This is a genomic window from Pseudomonas sp. TREG-RG-20F-10-E-6-01, from assembly GCF_022662455.1.
Taxonomy (GTDB): Bacteria; Pseudomonadota; Gammaproteobacteria; order Pseudomonadales; family Pseudomonadaceae; genus Aquipseudomonas.
The window spans coordinates 191284-212215 of sequence record NZ_JAKNQP010000002.1 but is presented as its reverse complement, the minus strand read 5'-3'; the positions used below and the strand labels follow the sequence as shown (position 1 = coordinate 212215).

General features: G+C 61.1%; 17 protein-coding genes. 11 read left to right on the top strand and 6 right to left on the bottom strand.

Annotated elements, in window-relative coordinates; translation table 11 throughout:
* Nucleotides 1-37: 37 nt before the first annotated feature.
* The 3 genes from L8K08_RS07395 to L8K08_RS07385 all read left to right on the top strand — a co-directional run bounded on the left by L8K08_RS07395 (nucleotide 38) and on the right by L8K08_RS07385 (nucleotide 2201).
* Nucleotides 38-1201, top strand: a complete 1164-nt coding sequence (locus tag L8K08_RS07395) for an MFS transporter (protein WP_242195504.1) — start codon at nucleotides 38-40, stop codon at nucleotides 1199-1201.
* The gene (locus L8K08_RS07390; RefSeq protein ID WP_242195501.1) at nucleotides 1198-1728 is read left to right on the top strand and encodes an acireductone dioxygenase; all 531 of its coding nucleotides are present in this window, start codon (nucleotides 1198-1200) and stop codon (nucleotides 1726-1728) included. The genes L8K08_RS07395 and L8K08_RS07390 overlap by 4 nt, the downstream gene beginning before the upstream one ends.
* A gap of 206 nt (nucleotides 1729-1934) precedes the next feature.
* Complete coding sequence (locus L8K08_RS07385; protein WP_242195498.1) at nucleotides 1935-2201, top strand: helix-turn-helix transcriptional regulator; 267 nt, start codon at nucleotides 1935-1937, stop codon at nucleotides 2199-2201.
* A 58-nt stretch (nucleotides 2202-2259) separates the two neighbouring features.
* Here L8K08_RS07385 and L8K08_RS07380 read toward each other — a convergent pair whose 3' ends face one another.
* Nucleotides 2260-2538 carry a DUF3509 domain-containing protein gene (locus L8K08_RS07380; protein ID WP_016970113.1) on the bottom strand — a complete coding sequence of 93 codons (279 nt, stop codon included), beginning with the start codon at nucleotides 2536-2538 and terminating at the stop codon, nucleotides 2260-2262.
* Nucleotides 2539-2931: 393 nt separating this feature from the next.
* On the opposite strand from L8K08_RS07380, the gene L8K08_RS07375 reads away from it, so the two are divergent.
* The 5 genes from L8K08_RS07375 to L8K08_RS07355 all read left to right on the top strand — a co-directional run bounded on the left by L8K08_RS07375 (nucleotide 2932) and on the right by L8K08_RS07355 (nucleotide 8721).
* Nucleotides 2932-4758, top strand: coding sequence for a long-chain-acyl-CoA synthetase (locus tag L8K08_RS07375; protein ID WP_242195494.1), 1827 nt, complete (start codon nucleotides 2932-2934; stop codon nucleotides 4756-4758).
* Nucleotides 4759-4869: 111 nt separating this feature from the next.
* On the top strand, nucleotides 4870-5385 hold the full coding sequence (locus L8K08_RS07370) for an ankyrin repeat domain-containing protein (RefSeq protein ID WP_242195491.1): 516 nt from the start codon (nucleotides 4870-4872) through the stop codon (nucleotides 5383-5385).
* Nucleotides 5386-5426: 41 nt separating this feature from the next.
* Nucleotides 5427-5957, top strand: coding sequence for a hypothetical protein (locus L8K08_RS07365; RefSeq protein ID WP_242195489.1), 531 nt, complete (start codon nucleotides 5427-5429; stop codon nucleotides 5955-5957).
* A 67-nt stretch (nucleotides 5958-6024) separates the two neighbouring features.
* Nucleotides 6025-6216, top strand: a complete 192-nt coding sequence (locus tag L8K08_RS07360; RefSeq protein WP_003172956.1) for a PLDc N-terminal domain-containing protein — start codon at nucleotides 6025-6027, stop codon at nucleotides 6214-6216.
* A 417-nt stretch (nucleotides 6217-6633) separates the two neighbouring features.
* Nucleotides 6634-8721 (top strand): LTA synthase family protein, encoded by a 2088-nt coding sequence (locus tag L8K08_RS07355; protein ID WP_106576543.1) that lies wholly within the window; start codon nucleotides 6634-6636, stop codon nucleotides 8719-8721.
* A 55-nt stretch (nucleotides 8722-8776) separates the two neighbouring features.
* Here L8K08_RS07355 and L8K08_RS07350 read toward each other — a convergent pair whose 3' ends face one another.
* Nucleotides 8777-8929 carry a DUF3309 family protein gene (locus L8K08_RS07350; protein ID WP_003236711.1) on the bottom strand — a complete coding sequence of 51 codons (153 nt, stop codon included), beginning with the start codon at nucleotides 8927-8929 and terminating at the stop codon, nucleotides 8777-8779.
* Nucleotides 8930-9259: 330 nt separating this feature from the next.
* Here L8K08_RS07350 and L8K08_RS07345 point away from each other — a divergent pair, with 330 nt between their 5' ends.
* Nucleotides 9260-10075, top strand: coding sequence for an SDR family oxidoreductase (locus L8K08_RS07345; RefSeq protein WP_242195484.1), 816 nt, complete (start codon nucleotides 9260-9262; stop codon nucleotides 10073-10075).
* Nucleotides 10076-10303: 228 nt separating this feature from the next.
* Nucleotides 10304-10495, top strand: coding sequence for a carbon storage regulator CsrA (gene csrA / locus L8K08_RS07340; protein WP_106576545.1), 192 nt, complete (start codon nucleotides 10304-10306; stop codon nucleotides 10493-10495).
* A gap of 7 nt (nucleotides 10496-10502) precedes the next feature.
* On the opposite strand, the gene L8K08_RS07335 is transcribed toward csrA, so the two are convergent.
* From L8K08_RS07335 to L8K08_RS07320, 4 genes are all read right to left on the bottom strand, one after another.
* Complete coding sequence (locus L8K08_RS07335; protein WP_064453367.1) at nucleotides 10503-10730, bottom strand: YheU family protein; 228 nt, start codon at nucleotides 10728-10730, stop codon at nucleotides 10503-10505.
* A gap of 73 nt (nucleotides 10731-10803) precedes the next feature.
* Nucleotides 10804-11988, bottom strand: a complete 1185-nt coding sequence (locus tag L8K08_RS07330) for an osmoprotectant NAGGN system M42 family peptidase (protein ID WP_145158752.1) — start codon at nucleotides 11986-11988, stop codon at nucleotides 10804-10806.
* A 277-nt stretch (nucleotides 11989-12265) separates the two neighbouring features.
* On the bottom strand, nucleotides 12266-14014 hold the full coding sequence (gene ngg, locus L8K08_RS07325; RefSeq protein WP_242195481.1) for an N-acetylglutaminylglutamine synthetase: 1749 nt from the start codon (nucleotides 14012-14014) through the stop codon (nucleotides 12266-12268).
* Nucleotides 14015-14017: 3 nt separating this feature from the next.
* Nucleotides 14018-15790, bottom strand: coding sequence for an N-acetylglutaminylglutamine amidotransferase (locus L8K08_RS07320; RefSeq protein WP_145158746.1), 1773 nt, complete (start codon nucleotides 15788-15790; stop codon nucleotides 14018-14020).
* Between the two features lie 310 nt (nucleotides 15791-16100).
* Between L8K08_RS07320 and L8K08_RS07315 the strand changes: the two genes are divergently transcribed.
* Nucleotides 16101-20930, top strand: a complete 4830-nt coding sequence (locus L8K08_RS07315; protein WP_242195478.1) for an NEL-type E3 ubiquitin ligase domain-containing protein — start codon at nucleotides 16101-16103, stop codon at nucleotides 20928-20930.
* Nucleotides 20931-20932: the final 2 nt, after the last annotated feature.

Below are 20932 nucleotides of genomic sequence, written 5' to 3'. Positions count from 1 at the left end.
CTTGCTCAGGCAGGTCCGCGAAGCGGCCCCGTGCATGGTGAGCCCGACCCTCCCGTACTGGCGCCTGTCCAGCTTCTACCTGTTCTACTTCGCCCTGCTCGGGGCAACGGCGCCGTTCCTGGCCCTGTACTTCGATCATCTTGGGTTCTCCAGCGCACGCATTGGTGAGTTGGTGGCTATCCCCATGCTGATGCGCTGCGTGGCGCCCAACCTGTGGGGCTGGCTCGGCGATTACACCGGGCGGCGCCTGGCCATCGTCCGGTTTGGCGCGGTGTGTACGCTGGCCAGCTTTTCATTGATTTTCTTCAGCAAGACCTACGCCTGGCTCGCGCTGGTGATGGCCCTGCATGCGTTCTTCTGGCACGCCGTGTTGCCGCAGTTTGAAGTGATCACCCTGGCCCACCTGCAAAAGCAGACCTCGCGCTACAGCCAGATCCGCCTGTGGGGCTCGATTGGTTTCATCCTCACCGTGGTGATCATGGGCCGCCTGTTCGACTGGCTGAGCCTGGACATTTACCCGGTGGTGGTCGTGGTGATCATGGCCGGCATCATCGGTGCCAGCCTGTGGGTACCGAATGCGCAACCCGCGATCCACGACAATCGCCTGGCCGGTGACGGTTTTCTCAAGCAATTGCGCAGCCCTGGGGTGCTGGCGTTTTATGCCTGCGTGGCGCTGATGCAAATGAGCCACGGCCCGTATTACACCTTTCTCACCCTGCACCTCGAACATCTGGGCTACAGCCGTGGCGTGATCGGCATGCTCTGGGCCTTGGGCGTGGTCGCAGAAGTGCTGATGTTTCTGGCCATGAGCCGCATCCTCACGCGCTTTTCGGTGCGACGGGTGCTGCTGGCAAGTTTCCTGTTGGCGGCCGTGCGCTGGTTGTTGCTGGGCTCATTCGCCGAATTTTTCTGGGTGCTGCTGCTTGCGCAAGTGATGCACGCGGCCACCTTTGGCAGTTTTCACGCGGCGGCGATTGCCTTTGTGCAACGCAGCTTCGGCGCTCGCCAGCAAGGCCAGGGCCAGGCGCTGTATGCCGCACTGGCCGGCACTGGCGGCGCATTGGGCGCGCTGTATGCCGGTTATAGCTGGAACCTGTTGGGGCCGACCCTGACCTTCAGCATCGCCAGTGTTGCGGCCCTGGCCGCCGCCCTAATCATTGGCTTTCGATTGCAAGAGCCGAATAAAGGAACCGTGCAATGAGTTATGTCGCTGTTTACCCGCTCGCCACACCCGATACCCCGAACAAGGTGTTGACCCACTTCGACGATATCGTCTCGACCCTGGTTGAGCACGGCGTGGGTTTTGACCGCTGGCAGCCCAGCCCCGTCGAAAAGGGCGCCAGTGACGCTGAAATGATCGCGGCGTACCAGTCGCAGATCGATGCCCTCGGCTACGGCTCTGCTCAGGTATTGAGCGTAACGGGCGACCATCCGCAGCGCGCCGAATTGCGCGCTGAGGGCCTCAAGGCGCGTCGCTACAGTGCAGACAACGTGCATTTTTTCATCGCGGGCCAAGGCTTGTTCTGCCTGCTCGTGGGCGAGTACGTCTACGCCGTGCGTTGTGAGAAGAATGATGTGCTGGTGGTTCCGGCCGGAATGCCGCATTGGCTCGACGTGGGCGAGAATCCGCACTGTGTGGCGCTACGTTTATTCCATACAGCCGAAGGGTGTGTGCCTCAGTTCACCGAAGAGCACAGTGCCGCTGGTTTTCCAGGCTTGGACGATTAAGCGCGAATAGTTGAATGTTCAACCCCGGCAGGTTGGAAGTTGTTGTGGGAAGGAACTTATATAAATGTAAGACGTAGCTGTTTATGCGGCGCGTTATGCTTTCAATCTATTCGTTATGTAACTCTCCCGACTCAATGTTTATATCACCTGTCAATTGCAGGAATCCGAAAGGTGGTATGGCATCCACTGATACAGGAGAGAGAGTGATGAGTGGCCCAGAGCAGCCGTGTCGCGCGCTTGCCGTGCCGAGCGCCGTTGGAAAACGCCTGAGCCTGTGCGGCAAAGCCCTGACGCCGACAGAGCTGGAAATCCTGCGCTGGGCCTCGGAAGGCAAGACCGTCTGGGAAATCAGCCAGATTCGCGCCACCTCCCAAGCCACGGTTAAATTCCATCTGCGTAACATCTACCTCAAGCTGCAAGTCACTAACCGCGTGCAGGCGATGAACGCAGCAGCCCGCCTGGGGCTTTGCTGAAGGCACAAAAAAAGGCCGCGACGCTCAACGGCGTCGCGGCCTTTTTTGCTCAGATGACTCAGGCCGAATGGTAGGTCGGCAGGGCAAAGCGATTCTGGCTTTGCAGCATCGAGATCTGTGGCAGCTCGCTGGCTTGTTCGGCCAGGTCGCGGCGAATGGCGCTGATGACCCAGGTCAGTTGGTCAGCGGTGTGCAGTTGTTGGTACGAAATCGAACGCTTGACCTGTTTGCCTTCGCTGTTGCGCAGGGTCAACAGGATCCCGCCGTCTGGGCGTGGCTGAGTGGTGACGTCGTATTGGGAAAATACAGAAGCGAATTTATCTTGGATCAGGCTCATGTCTATCAGCTCCGTTGGCTCAAGTTGGCAAGCATGGAGTGATAGGTGCAGTGATTGTGCCAGTATTGGATTGTCTAAAAAAACGTTATAAATCAACAAGTTAAAATTTTATAGATTTTTCACTTTCGTGCAATTTGCATGAAAGGCCATCGTGCATCCTGCATTTTGCGTTACCGGGGCCGGGCATTTCGCTCCCCGTCACAGTTAATGACCGCATCGGCGCCGCGCAATTCCCTATTTCATGCTGGGCGGTACGGGATACAAAACTTTTCAAATCCCGCATGTACAGCCGAAGAATGGCAGGCGTATTTTCCTGCAAGGCATTCGACCTCTTCCTACAGGGCCGATGCGGTGTCTGGATCATACGAAGAATAAGAAGAAGGACGTTCCGCCATGCGCCATCCGCAAGACGACATGATCACTTGGGGCAAGCTGTTGCGTAAGGTGCCGGCGATAGTTCGGGCCCTGCCACGCGTGGTACGCGGCATGCGCGCTGCGAATGTCACCGATCCCAGCCAGCCCTGCGGCCTGGGATGGCAATTCGAACAGGCCACCTCTCGTAACCCAGATGGCGCGGCGCTGTTATATGGCGACAGTGTGCTCAGCTACGCCCAAGCCAACCAGCGTGCCAACCGTATCGCCCATCACCTGCACGAGCAGGGCATCAGCAAGGGGGACGTGGTCGCGTTGTTCATCGAAAACCGCCCCGAACTGCTGTTAAGCGTGCTGGCCGTGGCCAAGCTGGGGGGTATCTGCGCAATGCTCAATACTTCGCAAACCCAGGCGGCGCTGGTGCACAGCCTGAATCTGGTGAGCCCGGTGGCAATCGTGGTGGGCGCAGAGTTGGTGGCGGCCTACACGACCGTGCGTGAGCACGTGGCAATCGCGGCCCACAGGACCTGGTTTGTCGCCGATCAGCCGTCAAGCACGCTGCCTGAAGGCTATACCGACCTGATGGCCGCCAGTGCCGACGGCTCGGTGGACAACCCCGCCAGTACCGGACAAGTGTTCTTCAACGACCCCTGTTTCTATATCTACACCTCCGGCACCACGGGCTTGCCCAAGGCCGGCATCATGAAGCACGGGCGCTGGACCAAAACTGCGGTCAGCTTCGGCAGTATCGCGCTGGACATGGGCCCGGATGACGTCCTCTATTGCACCTTGCCGCTGTACCACGCCACTGGCCTGTGCGTGTGCTGGGGCTCGGCGATTGTCGGGGCCTCGGGCTTTGCCATCCGGCGTAAATTCAGTGCCAGCCAGTTCTGGGACGATGCGCGCAAATTCAACGCAACCACCCTGGGCTATGTCGGTGAGTTGTGCCGCTACCTGCTCGATCAGCCCGCCAGCGCCCAGGATCTCGATAACCGCGTGACCAAGATGGTCGGCAATGGCCTGCGTCCCGGCGTGTGGGCGCAGTTCAAGCAACGTTATGGCGTTGAGCATGTTTGCGAACTGTATGCCGCCAGTGACGGCAACATCGGATTCACCAACGTGCTGAATTTCGACAACACCATCGGCTTTTGCCTGCAGCACTGGGCACTGGTGGACTACAGCAACGACAGCGGTGAACCGGTGCGTGGCAGCGACGGCTTCATGCGCAAGGTGCAAACGGGCGGGCAGGGGTTGTTACTCGCCAGGATCGATGAAAAGTCACCGTTCGACGGTTACACCGACCCGGAAAAGAACCGCAAGGTGGTGTTGACCGACGTGTTCGAGAAGGGCGACCGCTATTTCAATACCGGCGACTTGTTGCGCAGCATCGGCTTCGGTCATGCGCAATTTGTCGATCGCCTGGGCGATACCTATCGCTGGAAGGGCGAAAACGTCTCGACCACCGAAGTGGAGAACGTGCTGCTGCAACATCCGCAGATCGCCGAAGTGGTCGCTTACGGCGTCGAGATCGAAAACACCAATGGCCGCGCCGGCATGGTCGCCATCACGCCAAGTGAATCCCTGGCCTCGCTGGACATGCGTGAATTGCTGCAATTCGCCCACGGCCAGTTGCCGCATTACGCGGTGCCGTTGTTCCTGCGGATCAAGGTGAAGATGGAAACCACCGGAACCTTCAAGTATCAGAAAGTGCGTCTCAAGGAGGAGGCCTTCGACCCGGGCAAGGCCGGCAACGACCCGGTGTATGCATGGCTGCCGGGCTCGGATTGCTATGTGCCGGTCACCGGCGACTTGTTGGCGCAGATTCAGGGCGGGCATTTCCGTTATTGAAAGCAGCGCTATTGATTCTGCCTATGAGCGCTTTTGGCAAAAAAGCCATGACAGTGGGGAACTCCATCGCGACACTGGGCGCCTATAAAGCAACCAGACAAGGAGCCCCACATGTCAGACCAGCCTAAACAAATGACCGAAGACGAAGCCGCTGAATTTGCCGAGCAGGTCTTCGACGTGGCCCGCAAAGGCGATGCCGCCATGCTCGCCGCACTGCTGGCCAAAGGCTTGCCGCCTAACCTGCGTAATCACAATGGCGACACCTTGCTCATGCTCGCGGCCTATCACGGTCACGCCGACGCGGTGAAAGTGCTGCTGGAGTTCAAGGCCGACCCGCTGATCGCCAACGACAAGAACCAACTGCCGATGGCCGGTGCGGCGTTCAAGGGCAACCTGCCCGTGGTCAAGGCGCTGATCGACGGCGGCGCGCCGGTGGACGGCGCCTCCTCGGATGGCCGCACGGCGTTGATGATGGCCGCGATGTTCAACCGTGTCGAAATGCTTGAGTACCTGCTCGGCCAGGGTGCCAACCCCAAGGCCACCGATGCTCAGGGTGCGACCGCACTGGCGGCGGCGCACACCATGGGCGCGGCGGATACGGCGGCGCAGTTGCAAAAACTGGTGTAGGCTACGCGCCCTCAAAAACCAGCTCGCCACAGGACCTTCCCATGCAAACCGCCCTCGTCGAACTCATCAGCAAAATCAGCGCCGGCGTCATGGGCGAGGACGAAGTGGCACGCATTGCCGAGGAAGCGGCCCAGGCCTACGCGGACCCTGCTGCTTTTCTGGCGGCCAACCCGGATATCAACTACGACGACACTTTCCCGATTCCGCTGGGTGAGTGGGTCGTGGTCGGTAGCTTGCCGGACACTGTGCTGTTTCAAGCCGACACCTATGGCGACCTGTTTGCACACATCGTCGCGTCGTTCGGCCCGGGCGTGGCGTTCAATCTCAAGCCCAAGCAGTTGGCCAAGACCGAAGACCTGACGGCGCTGAACCGCATCCAGATCCAGATGAGCGCCCTGAGCCCGGAGGACGGTGGCTATGTGCTGCTCAACTTTAGTCAGTTGCTGGATGACGAGATTCAGGCGGTGCTGGTCTACGGCAACGACCTGCCGCGCGTGCTGGAACTGTGCGCTGAAGTCGGCATCAAGGCCGAGCCATCCCTGGAAGCCCTGCGCGTTGCCGTCCACGTCTGAAATAAAACGGAACCCCTGCCAGGGCTGACTATCCTACAAGTGCATGCCCTCACTTAGGAGCGACACCATGGGTTCCACTTTTAATGGCTTGATTGGCCTGATCATCCTGGCGCTGGATATCTGGGCGATCATCAACGTGTTCAAAAGCGGCGCCAGCACCGGTGCCAAGGTGCTGTGGATTTTGCTGATCCTGTTGCTGCCTGTCTTGGGCCTGATCATCTGGGCAATCGCCGGGCCACGCGGTAACGTGCGGATCTGACGACACCTGGGCCCGCTCTGATCCTGAGTGGGCCCTGTCAATGTGGGAGCGGGCTTGCCCGCGATAACGGTTTATCAGCCACAGTTGTGCGGGCTGACACATCGCTATCGCGGGCAAGCCCGCTCCCACATTCGTTTCCAGCGTATTCAGAGTTTTGTGTGTCGAAAGTATTCGCTGTACGAAATTTTCACATCTTTTCCAAGACAATTCGCCGGCTTTATCACGCTGCCAAGGCTCTATCTCGAGTGCCGTTAAAGGCACAAGCGCGGCGCACGTTCAGTAATTAATAGCGTTGATGCCATTGATCGGGCACCATTTGCGCCACCGCGTTAACCGCCTGCCCCAGCCAGCCTGGGCGAGGGACGGACGCCACTGCATTTTTTCGCAACTTAAACTTCCAATGGGTCCTGAAACGACATGGCAAACCCGGACGCCCTGAGTCAGCAGCGAGCTTCAAATCGCCTGCTGCAACCGACCGTCAAATCCCATCTGGCGTACACGCTGCTCTGCGCATTGGTCATGATGGTGATGTTCTCCCTGCTGCGCCTGGCGCTGCTGGTCTACAACCGCGAGATGATCCTCGACACGCCGGCCTCGACCTTCCTGGAAGCGTTCGCCAACGGGCTGCGTTTTGACATACGGCTGGTGATGTACGTGCTGGTCCCGCTGCTGCTGGCCTTGTTCAGCGTACGCGCGATGGCGGCACGCGGGTTCTTCCGTTTGTGGCTGACCGTCGCGTCCAGCATTGCCCTGTTCCTGGGGCTGATGGAAATGGACTTCTACCGCGAATTCCACCAGCGCCTCAACGGCCTGGTCTTCCAGTACGTAAAGGAAGACCCGAAAACCGTGATGAGCATGCTCTGGTACGGTTTCCCGGTGGTGCGTTACCTGCTGGCCTGGGCCGTGGGCACGCTGATCCTGAGCATGGCCTTCAAAGGTGCCGACCGTGCAACGCGCCCCCGCGGCCCGTTCAGCGGCGGCAGCATCGGTACCCGCCAAGTGGCGCCGTGGTACAGCCGCATCGCCGTGTTTGTGGTCTGCCTGTTGATCGCCGTAGTCGCCATCCGTGGCACCTTGCGTCAAGGCCCGCCGCTGCGTTGGGGTGATGTCTACACTACCGAATCGAACTTCGCCAACCAGTTGGGCCTCAACGGCACGCTGTCGCTGATCGCTGCGGCCAAGGCGCGCTTCTCCGAGGAACGCTCCAACATCTGGAAGGCCACCCTGGACCAGCCGCTGGCCACCCAGACCGTGCGCGACATGCTGGTGCTGCCGCAAGAGAAACTGGTGGATACCGACACCGCCGCCGTGCGTCGTGACTACACGCCACCGGCCGAGAAGACTCTGCCGATCAAGAACGTCGTGGTCATCCTGATGGAAAGCTTCGCCGGTCACTCGGTGGGCGCCCTGGGGCGCCCGGGCAACATCACGCCGTACTTCGACAAGTTGTCCAAGGAAGGCCTGCTGTTCGATCGCTTCTTCTCCAATGGCACGCACACCCACCAGGGCATGTTTGCCACCATGGCGTGCTTCCCGAACCTGCCGGGTTTCGAATACCTGATGCAGACCCCGGAAGGCAGCCACAAGCTGTCGGGCCTGCCGCAGTTGCTCAGCGCGCGCAAATTTGACGACGTGTATGTCTACAACGGCGATTTCGCCTGGGACAACCAGTCGGGCTTCTTCAGCAACCAAGGCATGACCAACTTCATCGGGCGTAATGACTTCGTCAACCCGGTGTTCTCCGACCCGACGTGGGGCGTGTCCGACCAGGACATGTTCAACCGTGGCCTGGAAGAGTTGAAAGCCCGCGAAGGCGGCAAGCCGTTCTACGCACTGCTGCAAACCCTGTCCAACCACACGCCGTACGCGTTGCCGACGCCATTGCCGGTCGAGAAAGTCACCGACCGTGGCAGCCTCAACGAGCATTTGACGGCCATGCGTTACTCCGACTGGGCCCTGGGCCAGTTCTTTGAAAAAGCCCGCAAAGAGCCGTACTTCAAGGAAACCCTGTTCGTGATCGTGGGCGACCATGGCTTTGGTAACGAACAGCAGATCACCGAAATGGACCTGGGCCGCTTCAACGTGCCGATGCTGATGATTGCACCGGGCATGCAGGAGAAGTTCGGCGAGCGTGACCACACCGTGGGCACTCAGATCGACATCGTGCCGACCATCATGGGCCGCCTCGGTGGCGACACCCTTCACCAGTGCTGGGGCCGTGACCTGCTGAACCTGCCGGAAGGCGACAAGGGCTTTGGCGTGATCAAACCGTCTGGCAGCGATCAGACGGTGGCGCTGGTTACCGCAGACCGCATTCTGGTACTGCCCAAGGAGATGCCGCCCAAGCTGTGGGAATATGAACTGGGCGCGAACCCGACCGGTAAAGTGATTCCCGAGTCACCGGACGAAGCGGCGCTGAAGCAGAAACTCGAGTCGTTCCTGCAGACGGCCACCAAGAGCCTGTTGGATAACACTGCCGGCGTGATTGACGGCAAGCCGGATTAATTAACCGGGCATAAAAAAAGAGGCCTCATTGAGGCCTCTTTTTTTTGTGCGGAATTTATATCCGACCGAGCAGCAACAGTACCACCAGCACTACCAGGACAACGCCCAGAATACCCGACGGGCCATAGCCCCAGTTACGCGAGTGCGGGAACACCGGCAGGCCGCCGACCAACAGCAGGATCAAGATAATGATCAGAATGAGGCTCATGGTTTTTTTCCTTATAGGGCCTTCTGAAAAGACCGGTTATTAACGACAGGCCCGTGGGTTTATTTACGGACGCCTTAATAACTCCGACTCTGTCACTTCAAAGAAAATTCCCTGCTTTTTTAAAGCATTTTGCAAAGTTGCTTATTTCTTTTAATGCGTTCGCAATCAGGTGCGCTTAGTTGAAATTTATTGAACTTACGCTATAAACCATCCTCGCACCGGGCCTCAGGTTTGCCCAAGGCATTCATCAATTGGATGGTGCGTGGGTGTCGCAAAAACCTTCGCTACACTGCCGGTCACTTCCTACGTGAACCACAAGGCTTATTTCCTATGCAAAATCGCATGATGATCACCGGCGCCGGGTCCGGCCTGGGCCGCGAAATCGCGCTGCGCTGGGCCCGTGAGGGTTGGCAGCTGGCCTTGTCGGATGTCAGCGAGCCGGGCCTGCAGGAAACACTCAAGCTGGTGCGCGAGGCGGGTGGCGATGGGTTTGTGCAGCGCTGCGATGTGCGTGATTACAGCCAGCTCACCGCCTTTGCACAGGCGTGCGAGGTGAAATTGGGCGGTATCGATGTGATCGTCAACAATGCCGGTGTGGCGTCGGGGGGCTTCTTTGCCGAGTTGTCGCTGGAGGATTGGGACTGGCAGATCGCGATTAACCTGATGGGCGTGGTCAAGGGCTGCAAGGCGTTCCTGCCGTTGTTGGAGAAGAGCAGGGGCCGGATCATCAATATTGCGTCGATGGCGGCCTTGATGCAGGGGCCGGCCATGAGTAATTACAACGTGGCCAAGGCCGGGGTGGTGGCGTTGTCGGAGAGCTTGCTGGTCGAGCTCAAGCATCAGGAAATTGGCGTGCACGTGGTGTGCCCGTCGTTTTTCCAGACCAACTTGCTGGATTCGTTTCGTGGGCCGACGCCGGCGATGAAGGCGCAGGTGGGCAAGTTGCTGGAGAGTTCGCCCATTTCGGCGGCTGACATTGCCGACTATATCTACCAGCGCGTGGCACAGGGTGAATTCATGATTTTGCCGCACGAGCAAGGGCGCATAGCCTGGGCGTTGAAGCAGAAAAATCCGCAGCTGCTGTATGACGAGATGACCAGCATGGCAGACAAGATGCGGGCCAAGGCCCAGGCGGTCAAGGCCTGAGGTGTTGGGCGTGTACCTATGCGTTATTCCGGTAGCGGCGCAGCTGGATTGCGCCTTACCCGGCGACACCCCGGTAACGGATAGGTACCCGACTGGCCCAATGAGGCCGATGTCTGTCAGGCAAATTACCAGCTCGCGTAGGTCTCGCCTGATTTAGTGGCAAGCCATTGTCGCACCCCCTCCGAGCGCGCATGGTCAAGGTCCTGTCACTCCAAAAGGACAACCGCCATGCTGGTCTTAAGCCGCGCCGTAGGCGAAATCATTTCCATCGGCGATGACATCGCCTTGCATATCCTCGAGCTGAACGGAACCCAGGTGAAATTCGGCATCCAGGCACCGGTAGGGGTCAACGTGCACCGCGCCGAGGTGTATCAGAAAATCCTCGAACGCCAAGCCACCCAACCTGAAACCAACCCCTAGCACCTCCTCAATCGAACAGATGCTTGGGCACGTCGTGCTTGAGCATCAACTGGCATTGCTCGCTTTCAGGGTCGAACACAATCAGCGCCTGCCCTTTGGTCAGCGCCTGGCGCACGCGCAGCACGCGGGTCTCCAAGGGCGTTTCATCGCCATTGTCAGTACCGTCGCGGGTGACGAAGTCTTCGATGAGCCGGGTCAGGGTGTCGACTTCAAGTGCGTCGTAGGGAATCAGCATAAAAGCCTCAGAGGTAGAATCCCGGCGATGCTACTGCGCCGGGACCCGTCTTGCCAGTAGCAGGTTGCCAGCCTCAGGACTTCTGTCCTACCAGGCTGTCGACCGATGGCACTCGTGTATCGCTCTCCATCTGCGTTTCGTGTTCGATCTGATGACTGAAGCGGTCGAGCGAACCCTGGGCCGGTTGCGCATCGCTGGCAAATACCGGCGGGCTGAGGATGTACGCGCTCAGCAGGCGACTCAACGCAGCCAGGCTGTCGATGTGCGTGCGCTCGTAGCCGTGGGTTGCATCGCAACCGAACGCCAGCAGCGCAGTGCGAATGTCGTGCCCGGCGGTGACCGCCGAATGCGCATCGCTGAAGTAGTAGCGGAACAGGTCGCGACGCACGGGCAGGTCGTTTTCCGAGGCCAGGCGCAACAAATGCCGGGACAGGTGATAGTCGTACGGCCCACCGGAATCCTGCATCGCCACACTCACGGCGTGTTCACTCGAATGCTGGCCGGGCGCGACCGGTGCGATGTCGATGCCGACAAATTCACTCACATCCCAAGGCAATGCCGCGGCGGCGCCGCTGCCGGTTTCCTCGGTGATGGTAAACAGCGGGTGACAGTCGATCAGCAACGGTTCCCCGCTGTCGATGATCGCCTTGAGCGCGGCGAGCAGGGCAGCCACGCCGGCTTTATCGTCCAGATGGCGCGCGCTGATGTGGCCGCTTTCGGTGAACTCGGGCAGTGGGTCAAACGCCACGTAGTCGCCAATGCTGATGCCCAGCGAATCGCAGTCGGCGCGGGTAGCGCAGTAGGCGTCCAGGCGCAGTTCGACATGGTCCCAACTCACCGGCATTTCATCCACGGCGGTGTTGAAGGCATGCCCGGAGGCCATCAGCGGCAGCACGCTGCCACGGATCACGCCATTGTCGGTGAACAGGCTGACGCGACTGCCTTCGGCAAAACGGCTGGACCAGCAACCGACGGGCGCCAGGGTCAGGCGGCCGTTGTCCTTGATCGCCCGCACGGCCGCGCCGATGGTGTCCAAGTGGGCCGAGACGGCGCGGTCGGGGCTGTTTTTCTGGCCCTTGAGGGTGGCGCGAATCGTGCCGCGCCGGGTCATCTCAAAGGGAATCCCCAGCTCTTCCAGGCGCTCGGCGACGTAGCGCACGATGGTGTCGGTGAAGCCGGTAGGGCTGGGAATGGCGAGCATTTCCAGCAGCACCTTCTGCAGGTAGTTGAGATCCGGTTCGGGGATGGTTCGGCTCATAAAGACTCCTGATGAATGGGGGCGAGCGGATTTTGTGTGGCGAACGGGCCTGTTGTGGCGAGCGGGCTTGTTGTGGCAAGTGTGCCTGTTGTGGCAAGTGGGCTTGCTGTGGCGAGCGGGCTTGCCCCGCGTTGGGCTGCGAAGCAGCCCCAAAACCTGCCAACGCGTTCTGGCTGAAAGACTGCGGTGCCAGGGTCAGGGCCGCTTCGCGCCCCAACGCGGGGCAAGCCCGCTCGCCACAACAAGCCCGCTAGCTACGACGGGCCCTCGCCACAGGTTATTGGGCGGTCGGCTGACTGTGCGGAAACAGCAAATCCACAAACTTCTCCGCCGTCGGTTGCGGCTCATGGTTGGCCAGCCCGGCCCGTTCGTTGGCTTCGATAAACACATACTCAGGTTGATCGGCGGCAGGCACCAGCAGGTCCAGGCCGACCATGGGAATGTCCAGCGCACGCGCCGCGCGCACGGCAGCGTCCACCAATGTGGGGTGCAAAATCGCCGTGACGTCTTCCAGGCAGCCGCCGGTGTGCAGGTTGGCGGTACGGCGCACGGCCAGAGTCTGGCCACGCGGCAGGATGCTGCTGTAGTCAAAACCGGCGGCATGCAGGGTGCGTTGGGTTTCGTCGTCCAGCGGGATCTTGCTTTCACCGTCAGTGGCCGCCTGGCGACGACGGCTTTGGGCTTCGATCAGGGCGCCGATGGAATGCTGGCCGTCGCCGGTCACCTCGGCCGGGCGCCGAATCGCGGCGGCAACCACTTCAAAACCGATCACCAGAATGCGCAGGTCGAGGCCTTCATGGAAGCTCTCGAGCAGCACGCGGCTGTCGAACTGGCGCGCTGTTTCGATGGCTTTCTGCACGTCCTCGATGGTCTGCAAATCCACCGCCACGCCCTGGCCTTGCTCGCCATCCAGCGGCTTGACCACGATGCGCTGGTGTTCGTCGAGGAACTCCAGGTTGTCGTCGGCACTGCCCGCCAATTGCTGCGACGGCAGGTTCAAGCCGGCGGCTTTGAGCACTTTGTGGGTCAGGCTTTTGTCCTGGCACAAGGTCATGCTGATGGCACTGGTCAGGTCGCTCAATGATTCACGGCAACGCACGCGGCGCCCGCCATGGCTGAGGGTGAACAGGCCGGCATCGGCATCATCCACGTGCACATCGATGCCACGTCGGTGGGCCTCTTCGACAATGATGCGCGCATAGGGATTGAACCCGGCCTGCGGGCCCGGGCCCAGAAACAGCGGCTGGTTGATGCCGTTCTTGCGTTTGATCGCAAAGGTGGTCAGCGCGCGAAAACCCAGCTTGGCGTAGAGGCTCTTGGCCTGACGGTTATCGTGCAGCACCGACAGGTCGAGGTAGCTCAAGCCGCGGCTCATGAAGTGCTCCACCAAGTGGCGCACCAGCACTTCACCCACGCCGGGGCGCGTGCACTGCGGGTCAACCGCCAGGCACCACAGGCTGCAGCCGTTTTCCGGGTCGTGAAAGGCTTTCTGATGGTTCAGGCCCATCACGCTGCCGATCACCGCGCCGCTGTCTTCGTCTTCGGCCAGCCAATACACCGGGCCGCCTTGATGGCGTGGGGTCAGGCGTTCAGCGTCGACCGGCAACATGCCGCGCCCCTGGTAGAGCACGTTGACCGCCGCCCAATCGGCTTCGGTCTGTACCCGGCGAATACGAAAACCGCGAAACACGCGGGTAGCGGGGCGATAGTCGCTGAACCACAGGCGCAGGGTGTCGGACGGGTCAAGGAACAACTGCTGCGGATCGATCCCCAGAATCTGCTGGGGCGCTGCCACATACAGGGCGATGTCGCGCTCGCCAGGCTGTTCCTTGAGCAGTTCCTGGGCCAGGCTCGCCGGGTCCGGGAACGTATGGCCGATCAACAATCGGCCCCAACCACAATGCACGGCAATCGGTTCGGCGCCCAACGGGCTGCCATCTTCAGCCAGGCGGGCTTGCAGGCGCTCGTAGGTCGGCGCCTGGCCCTTCAGCAAGCGTTGGCTGTAAGCCGCTGCAAGAGGTTTCATCAATCAGATTCCTTGTTCGCTGAGCCACAGGTTCAGCGCCGCCAGTTGCCACAGCTTTGAACCGCGCAGCGGCGTCAGTTGGCCTTGCGGGTCTGTCAGCAGGCGATCGAGCATGGCCGGGTTGAACAGGCCGCGATCCTGGCTCGGGTCCAGCAGCAGTTCACGCACCCAGTTCAGGGTGTCGCCCTGCAAGTGCTTGAGGCCCGGCACCGGGAAGTAGCCTTTTTTGCGGTCGATGACCTCACTCGGGATCACGCGGCGCGCGGCTTCTTTCAAGACTTGCTTGCCACCGTCGGGCAATTTGAATTTGCCGGGCACACGGGCTGACAATTCGACGAGGCGGTAGTCCAGAAACGGCGTGCGTGCTTCCAGGCCCCAGGCCATGGTCATGTTGTCGACGCGTTTGACCGGGTCGTCCACCAGCATCACCGTACTGTCCAGGCGCAGCGCCTTGTCCACGGCGGCGTCGGCGCCCGGCATGGCGAAATGCTCGCGCACGAAGTCACCGGCAGCATCGTTGGCGGTCAGCCATTTGGGGGCAACGGTGGCCGCGTAGTCGTCGTAGCTGCGGTCGAAAAAGGCGTCACGGTAGGCGGCATAGGGATCGCTGGCGCCATCCACTTGCGGGTACCAGTGGTAACCGGCGAAGAGTTCATCGGCGCCCTGGCCGCTTTGCACCACTTTGCAATGCTTGGCCACTTCCCGCGACAGCAGGTAGAAGGCGATGCAGTCGTGGCTGACCATCGGCTCGCTCATGGCACGGAACGCGGCGGGCAGTTGCTCGATGATCTCGCTTTCGGCGATGCGCAGTTGATGGTGACGGGTGCCGTAGTGCTTGGCGATCAGATCCGAATACTGGAATTCGTCGCCGCGCTCGCCGCCGGCGTCTTCAAAGCCGATGGAGAAGGTCGACAGGTCCTGCACGCCAACTTCACGCAGCAGGCCCACGAGCATGCTCGAATCGACACCGCCGGAGAGCAGCACGCCGACATCCACGGCGGCGCGTTGGCGAATGGCCACGGCTTCGCGGGTGCTGTCGAGCACGCGGTCGGTCCAGTCTTCCAGGGTCAGGTTTTTTTCATCGTCATGGGGGCCGTAGGGCAGGGTCCACCAGGTTTTCTGTTCGGTCTTGCCGTTGGCGTCGATGCGCATCCAGCTGGCCGGCGGCAGTTTTTCAACGCCTGCCAGCAACGTGCGCGGTGCCGGTACCACGGCGTGGAAGTTCAGGTAGTGATTAAGCGCGACCGGATCGAGCATCGGGTTGATATCACCGCCCTTGAGCAACGCCGGCAGTGCCGAGGCAAAGCGCAGGCGCTGGCCGGTGCGCGACAGGTACAAAGGTTTTACACCCAGGCGGTCGCGGGCGATGAACAGGCGCTGCGCGTCGCGCTCCCAGATGGCAAACGCAAACATGCCATTGAGCTTGGGCAGCAGTGCTTCGCCCCAGGCGTGGTAGCCCTTGAGCAGCACTTCGGTGTCACCACCGGAATAGAAGGCGTAGCCCAGGGCTTCCAGCTCTTGACGCAATTCCGGGAAGTTGTAGATCGCGCCGTTGAAGGCCAGGGACAGCCCCAGTTGGGCGTCGACCATCGGTTGGGCCGAGCCGTCCGACAGGTCCATGATTTTCAGGCGTCGATGGCCCAGGGCAATCGGCCCTTGGGCATGGAAGCCCCACGCGTCAGGACCGCGTGGTGCTAAATGATGGGTGATCCGCTCCACCGCTGCCAGGTCGGCAGGTTGGTGATCAAAACGTAACTCGCCAGCTAATCCGCACATATATTCCTTACCGGTTTTTCCGTTGGGGACAGACAAAAAAGGCACCGCACCAAAAGGGTGGGTACCCAGAGACTGACCCGGGCAGATTCACGGAGTTTTAGAACAATACGTTATAAGGCAAAGAGCCTTGAGTGGCCGCAAGCCACGTCGCGCGCCAGCGGGGCGCCCGTCAAGGGTCGGTAGATAGGTCAATCACGGATGCAAAAAGTGGGGGGATGCGCCGCGTTATCCACCGACTATTTGAACCCTTCAGCGCCGGTGCGAGGGCTATTGTCCGGGTCATTATCCAACGCAATAAGGACTGTTGCCGATGACCCATCAACCGGCTGTAAGCCAGGCCGCTGCGCCTGTCTCTCAGGAGAAAATAACCGCTGCGCTGCTGGAAATCACTGGCGACCTGGACAAGGCCAACGTGCTGCAGCGTACGCTGCCTCCGTGGCTGGTAAGTGCCGCCGCCCCAACGCGCCAGGCGCTCGAAGCGGCGCATGCCAGCAGTCAGCAACCCCGCGAGCGGGCCGCGAGCCTGTTGCGCCGTGTAATGCCGCTCAGGTCATTTTGTGCCGAGCGACTCAAAGCGCTCCTGGTAACAAAAGGGCATGCAGGGCTGAATGTCGAACGTGACTGGCTGGAGTTGCCCAACCGGCACTTCGCCGCGTTGACCTTCGGCCGTGGCGTACGGCTGCAGACGATGTCCCTGGACAAGCACAACCTGCTGCAGGCGGCCATGCAAAATTTTACCCAGGACCAGGCCGAGGCGAAGGGGCTGCCCGTAGGCGCGGTGATTCGAACGGGAGCGGCGGGCCAACACGTGTCAACGCTGAGCGTTGGAGCCTTTGCGCGGTACTGCCGCGAACTGGACCTGGGCGCGGCCTATCAGCGGCACCTGCGTGAGGTGTTCAACCTCGCGGGAAGCGACGACGAGGACGGCGCTGAACGGGCCTACAACCCGGTGGTCGGCGAGGTCGGCCAGTGCAAGATCAAGGACATGCAAATCGACTTGCAGATTGCCCATGCCAAGGGCGATATCAGTGAGTCCGGCCATACCGCGTTGCAAGCCCTGCTCAATACACGCTTGCCCGCGCGGAACCTGCAGCATGTGCTGTTCCATGAAAGGCCGCTGGTGTGGCAAGGGATCAATGTGCATGGGGCATGCCTGTGGAGCGTGCTGGTGTTCGGCCATGCTTCCACGCACGGCTTTGCCGAGGGGCCCTTGCTGGTGTACATGCCAGGCGAGCCCGTGCGCCCGTGGTACGAATACCCCACGCTGGGGGATCTGACCGTCTACCTGACGCTCAAGCTTCAGGTGCCGGCCTATCGCAGCTTCTTCATTCGCTACCTGGATGAGGCCGAGCGGTTCGGTTTTTTCCAGCGTTTTGACAAGCGCAGGACACTCGAACACGTGGAGCCCGTGGAGGTGGACACTGGCCTGGAGCCGTTCTTTTTCGGCGCCTTGACCCGCAAGATCCAGCTGGACGCCGTTGCATTGGCCGTGCCGACGGCGCAAGTGGATGAGCAGGCGCGCCAGAAACGCCTTCAAGGCTATCAGGAGGCGGGCCTGAATATGCTGAACATCGCCGGCCTGATGGTGCCGGTGCTCGGGCAATTGATGTTGGGCGTGGCCGTCGGCGAGATGCTCGCCGAGGTCTTCGAGGGCGTGGATGATTGGACGCATAGCGACCAGGCCGAAGGCTTGGAACACTTGGTCAATGTGGCCGAAAACCTCGCGGCCATGGCCCTGTTTGCGAACGGTGTGAAGGTGGCGGGCAAGGTGTTCAGGGCGTTCAAGTCCAATCCCGCGGAGTTCTTTGAGGCGGTCGAAGCCGTGCAGCTGCCTGATGCCGGTCCTCGCTTGTGGCGTCGGCGGCTCAAGCCTTACGGCCGGACGCTGGATGTCGACGCCCTGACGGTGGCCAATAGCCGTGGGATCTACCAGGCCGGCGGTCATTCATATGTCAGGATCAAGGGCGCGGTGTATTCGGTGGCCTACGATGCGCGGTCGGGTTACTGGCATGTGCTTCACCCGACGCGGACCACGGCCTATCGTCCGCGCCTGCTGCACAACCGCCAGGGCGGTTGGCGGTTTGCGTTCGAACACACTCAGGAGTGGGTGCCCCCGTCCTACATCCTCACTCGGCTCAACCCGCGCCTGGCCGCGCTGCCCCCCGAGCAATTGAAATATGTGGCGAGCATTGTCGACATGGGCCCCTCCCGCCTGCACGCCCTGGCCCTGCAAAATAGGCCGCTGCCGGAGCGCTTCAATGATTGTGTGGCGCGTTTCGCCTTGAACCAGCAAGTCCGCGATCTGATCTGGCAGCTGGAACATCAGCCAAGCCCGGATGCAAGCACCGCGCGCGTTCAGTTGCTGGCGTTGCCGCTGATGCCAGGTTGGCCGCAGGGACGGTTTTTCGAGGTGCTGGACCGCCAAGGGGCGCGGCTCGAACGTTTTCCCGGCAGCGCAACCTTCGAGCATGGACACTTGAGCATCCACATCACTGAACAGGCGCTCAAAGACGGCGCAGTGATGGCGACTCTGCTCGACGTGCTGCCGCCGGACGAGATCGACACCTTGCTGGGCGGCTCGGTACCGCCAGACGAGCAGGGCGCGGTGCTTGCGCGCCAGTTACTGGCCTCGCTCAAGCGCACCCACCGAGAGGTTTTCCAGCAGCTGTATCAGGAAGCGGATGGCATTACCCATTCAGATCACGGGTTGCTCAAGGCGCATTTCCCGCTCTTGCCCAATCGCATCGCCTGGGAGTTGTTGTCCAAAACGCCAACCGTGCATCGCTGGCAACTGCGCAGCACCCGGCGCGTGCCGCTGTCGCTCGCACAACGGGTACGCGAAGCGTTGGCGGTGCAGGAAGAAGACCAGGCGCTGATCGGCCTGTATCTGCCGGAGCTGGCGACAGCCCCCTCGCGACAGCTGGCCGTTCACCTGCTGGCGAAGGTCGCGGGGTGGCCGCAGGATTTGCACGTGCAGGTACGCCGGGACAGTTTGATCGGCGACCTGCTAGGCACCTCTGGCAGCCAGCATGCACGGTGGCAGCGCACACTGGTCGAGACTGGCGATGGGGTCCAGGCGTTCGACGACAAAGGTGCGCCACTGGGCGAAAAGGCCTCAGGCCCGGACGGGTTTTACCAGGCTCTGCTCGCCACCTTGTCGCCTGCGCAATTGGCAGCGCTGAACCTGTCGGGGGCAGAGCGTGCCAGTCGATTGCGCGATGCGATCCAGGCGTGCGCCGAGGACGAACGCCACGTGTTTTCACGCCATCTATGGCCCGAGCGTGCACTCCCTGAACCGGCGCCGGTGCCGTGCGTTCAGGCCATGGTGCGCTCGACGCGGCACCCGGCGGCGCTGGTGCGCAAAGTCAACAGGCTGTATCCCGGTTTTGACGAGCGGCAGGTGGCGACGTTCCTGGACGGGCAAGGCCCCGATCACTTGGCGCGCGCCCAGTCCGTGGAGGCGCTGGAGCGACAGTTCGAGGCCCTGCATCGGGCACTCAAGGCGTGGCGCAATGACGAGACGTCCCTCGCCGGTTTACCCCATCCCCAGGCGGATTACCGCTTGGGCCGTCATCAGGCGATGCAGGCCATCGAGGAGGGCTGGCGACAGACGCTCCTGTTGCCCGATGCCAGCGGGGTAAAGGTGCCAAGCCTGGTACTCGATGGCCTGGTCGTGGGCCGACTGCCCACCTTGCCGGCGCAGGTCAGCTTTGCCCACGTCCGGCAGTTGTCGTTGAACAGAATGGGGCTCGACGATGACGTGGCGTATTTTCTCAAGCACTTCAAGCAGCTCGAGGCGTTGGAGCTGCGCAGCAACGAGGTGACACGCCTGCCGGAAGTACTGTCACAGATGCCCGCGCTCAAACACCTGTACCTCAACGACAACCACCTGCAACTCACCGAACACACCCGCGCCAAGCTGGCTGACCTGCGCGGCCTGCAGGTCTTGAACCTGAGCAACAACCCGTTGATTGACCCGCCTGCCATCGGCCACATGTTCGAGTTGCGTGAGCTGATGCTGCGTCATTGTCGTCTGCGCGTGTTTCCCGGTGGTGTACCGCGCCTGCCTTACCTGCATTACCTCGACCTGCGCGACAACGAAATCCCGGCCGTGCCTGGCTGGTTGTTCAACGCGCCACGCCCTGTGGCTGAAGCCATCAACCTGCGCCACAACCCGCTGGATGAAGCCAGCCGAAAGACCCTGGCCGATTATCGTAGCCGAACCGGCGTCGGCATGGGCTTCCTGGAAGATGACATCGCTCGCCTCAACGAGCAGAAAGCCCGGGAATTATGGCTGGCCGACAGCGCGGTTGCGCGGTACACACAAAAAGAGGCGGTTTGGACGGGACTTCAGCAAGAGCCAGAGTCTGAGAGCCTGTTCCGGTTATTGGCCGAACTGGGTGGCACCGGCGATGCTCAACTGGTGCGGGAGGACCTGGAACGACGCGTCTGGCGGGTGCTGGAGGCGGCCGGAACTGACACGCAGCTACGCGATGAAATTTTTGACCGGGCCGCCACGCCACTCAATTGCGATGACAGTGCGGCGCTGAACTTCAGCAACCTTGAGGTGCTGGTGGAGATCCACGAAGCTGCCAAAGGGGTCGAAGGTGGCAAGTTGACCGCCAAGCCGCTGCTGAAGTTGGCCAAGGGCCTGTTTCGTCTGGATCAGTTGGACAGCTACGCACGATCGCACAGTCAGGCGCACCCGGAGGCTGACCCGCTGGAAGTCAGCCTGGCCTACCGAACAGGGCTGGCCAGCAAGTTTCATTTGCCGGGTCAGCCGCTGCACATGCGCTTTGCCCGCCTGGGCGGCGTCACGGTCGAAGCGCTGAACACTGCCGAAGAACAACTCCGGGCGGCGGAGCGCTCACCCAAGCTCTTGAACTACCTGGTGGAGCTGCCGTTATGGGACAGTCACTTGAAAGTCGCCTTCAGCCGATCGTTCGAGGCGTTGAACGAGCCCTTTGACCAACGCCTGCAGGCGGTCTTTGAAAAAAGCACCGCGCTCAACGACGCCGACTACCTTGACCAGATGAACCAGATCCTGCGCGAACAGCAGGCGGCGCATAAGGGCGAAGCTGAGCGCCTGACCAAGGAGGCGCTGAAACTCGGCGACCTGTCGCCCTGTGTGATCCCGTGATT

Bases quoted from the DNA above. Each gene is read 5' to 3' on its own strand.
- L8K08_RS07385 (WP_242195498.1), top strand. From the start codon at position 1,935: ATGAGTGGCCCAGAGCAGCCGTGTCGCGCGCTTGCCGTGCCGAGCGCC.
- L8K08_RS07365 (WP_242195489.1), top strand. From the start codon at position 5,427: ATGCAAACCGCCCTCGTCGAACTCATCAGCAAAATCAGCGCCGGCGTC.
- L8K08_RS07360 (WP_003172956.1), top strand. From the start codon at position 6,025: ATGGGTTCCACTTTTAATGGCTTGATTGGCCTGATCATCCTGGCGCTG.
- L8K08_RS07370 (WP_242195491.1), top strand. From the start codon at position 4,870: ATGTCAGACCAGCCTAAACAAATGACCGAAGACGAAGCCGCTGAATTT.
- csrA (WP_106576545.1), top strand. From the start codon at position 10,304: ATGCTGGTCTTAAGCCGCGCCGTAGGCGAAATCATTTCCATCGGCGAT.
- L8K08_RS07315 (WP_242195478.1), top strand. From the start codon at position 16,101: ATGACCCATCAACCGGCTGTAAGCCAGGCCGCTGCGCCTGTCTCTCAG.
- L8K08_RS07345 (WP_242195484.1), top strand. From the start codon at position 9,260: ATGCAAAATCGCATGATGATCACCGGCGCCGGGTCCGGCCTGGGCCGC.
- L8K08_RS07335 (WP_064453367.1), bottom strand. From the start codon at position 10,730: ATGCTGATTCCCTACGACGCACTTGAAGTCGACACCCTGACCCGGCTC.
- L8K08_RS07390 (WP_242195501.1), top strand. From the start codon at position 1,198: ATGAGTTATGTCGCTGTTTACCCGCTCGCCACACCCGATACCCCGAAC.
- L8K08_RS07380 (WP_016970113.1), bottom strand. From the start codon at position 2,538: ATGAGCCTGATCCAAGATAAATTCGCTTCTGTATTTTCCCAATACGAC.
- L8K08_RS07330 (WP_145158752.1), bottom strand. From the start codon at position 11,988: ATGAGCCGAACCATCCCCGAACCGGATCTCAACTACCTGCAGAAGGTG.
- L8K08_RS07355 (WP_106576543.1), top strand. From the start codon at position 6,634: ATGGCAAACCCGGACGCCCTGAGTCAGCAGCGAGCTTCAAATCGCCTG.
- ngg (WP_242195481.1), bottom strand. From the start codon at position 14,014: ATGAAACCTCTTGCAGCGGCTTACAGCCAACGCTTGCTGAAGGGCCAG.
- L8K08_RS07375 (WP_242195494.1), top strand. From the start codon at position 2,932: ATGCGCCATCCGCAAGACGACATGATCACTTGGGGCAAGCTGTTGCGT.
- L8K08_RS07350 (WP_003236711.1), bottom strand. From the start codon at position 8,929: ATGAGCCTCATTCTGATCATTATCTTGATCCTGCTGTTGGTCGGCGGC.
- L8K08_RS07320 (WP_145158746.1), bottom strand. From the start codon at position 15,790: ATGTGCGGATTAGCTGGCGAGTTACGTTTTGATCACCAACCTGCCGAC.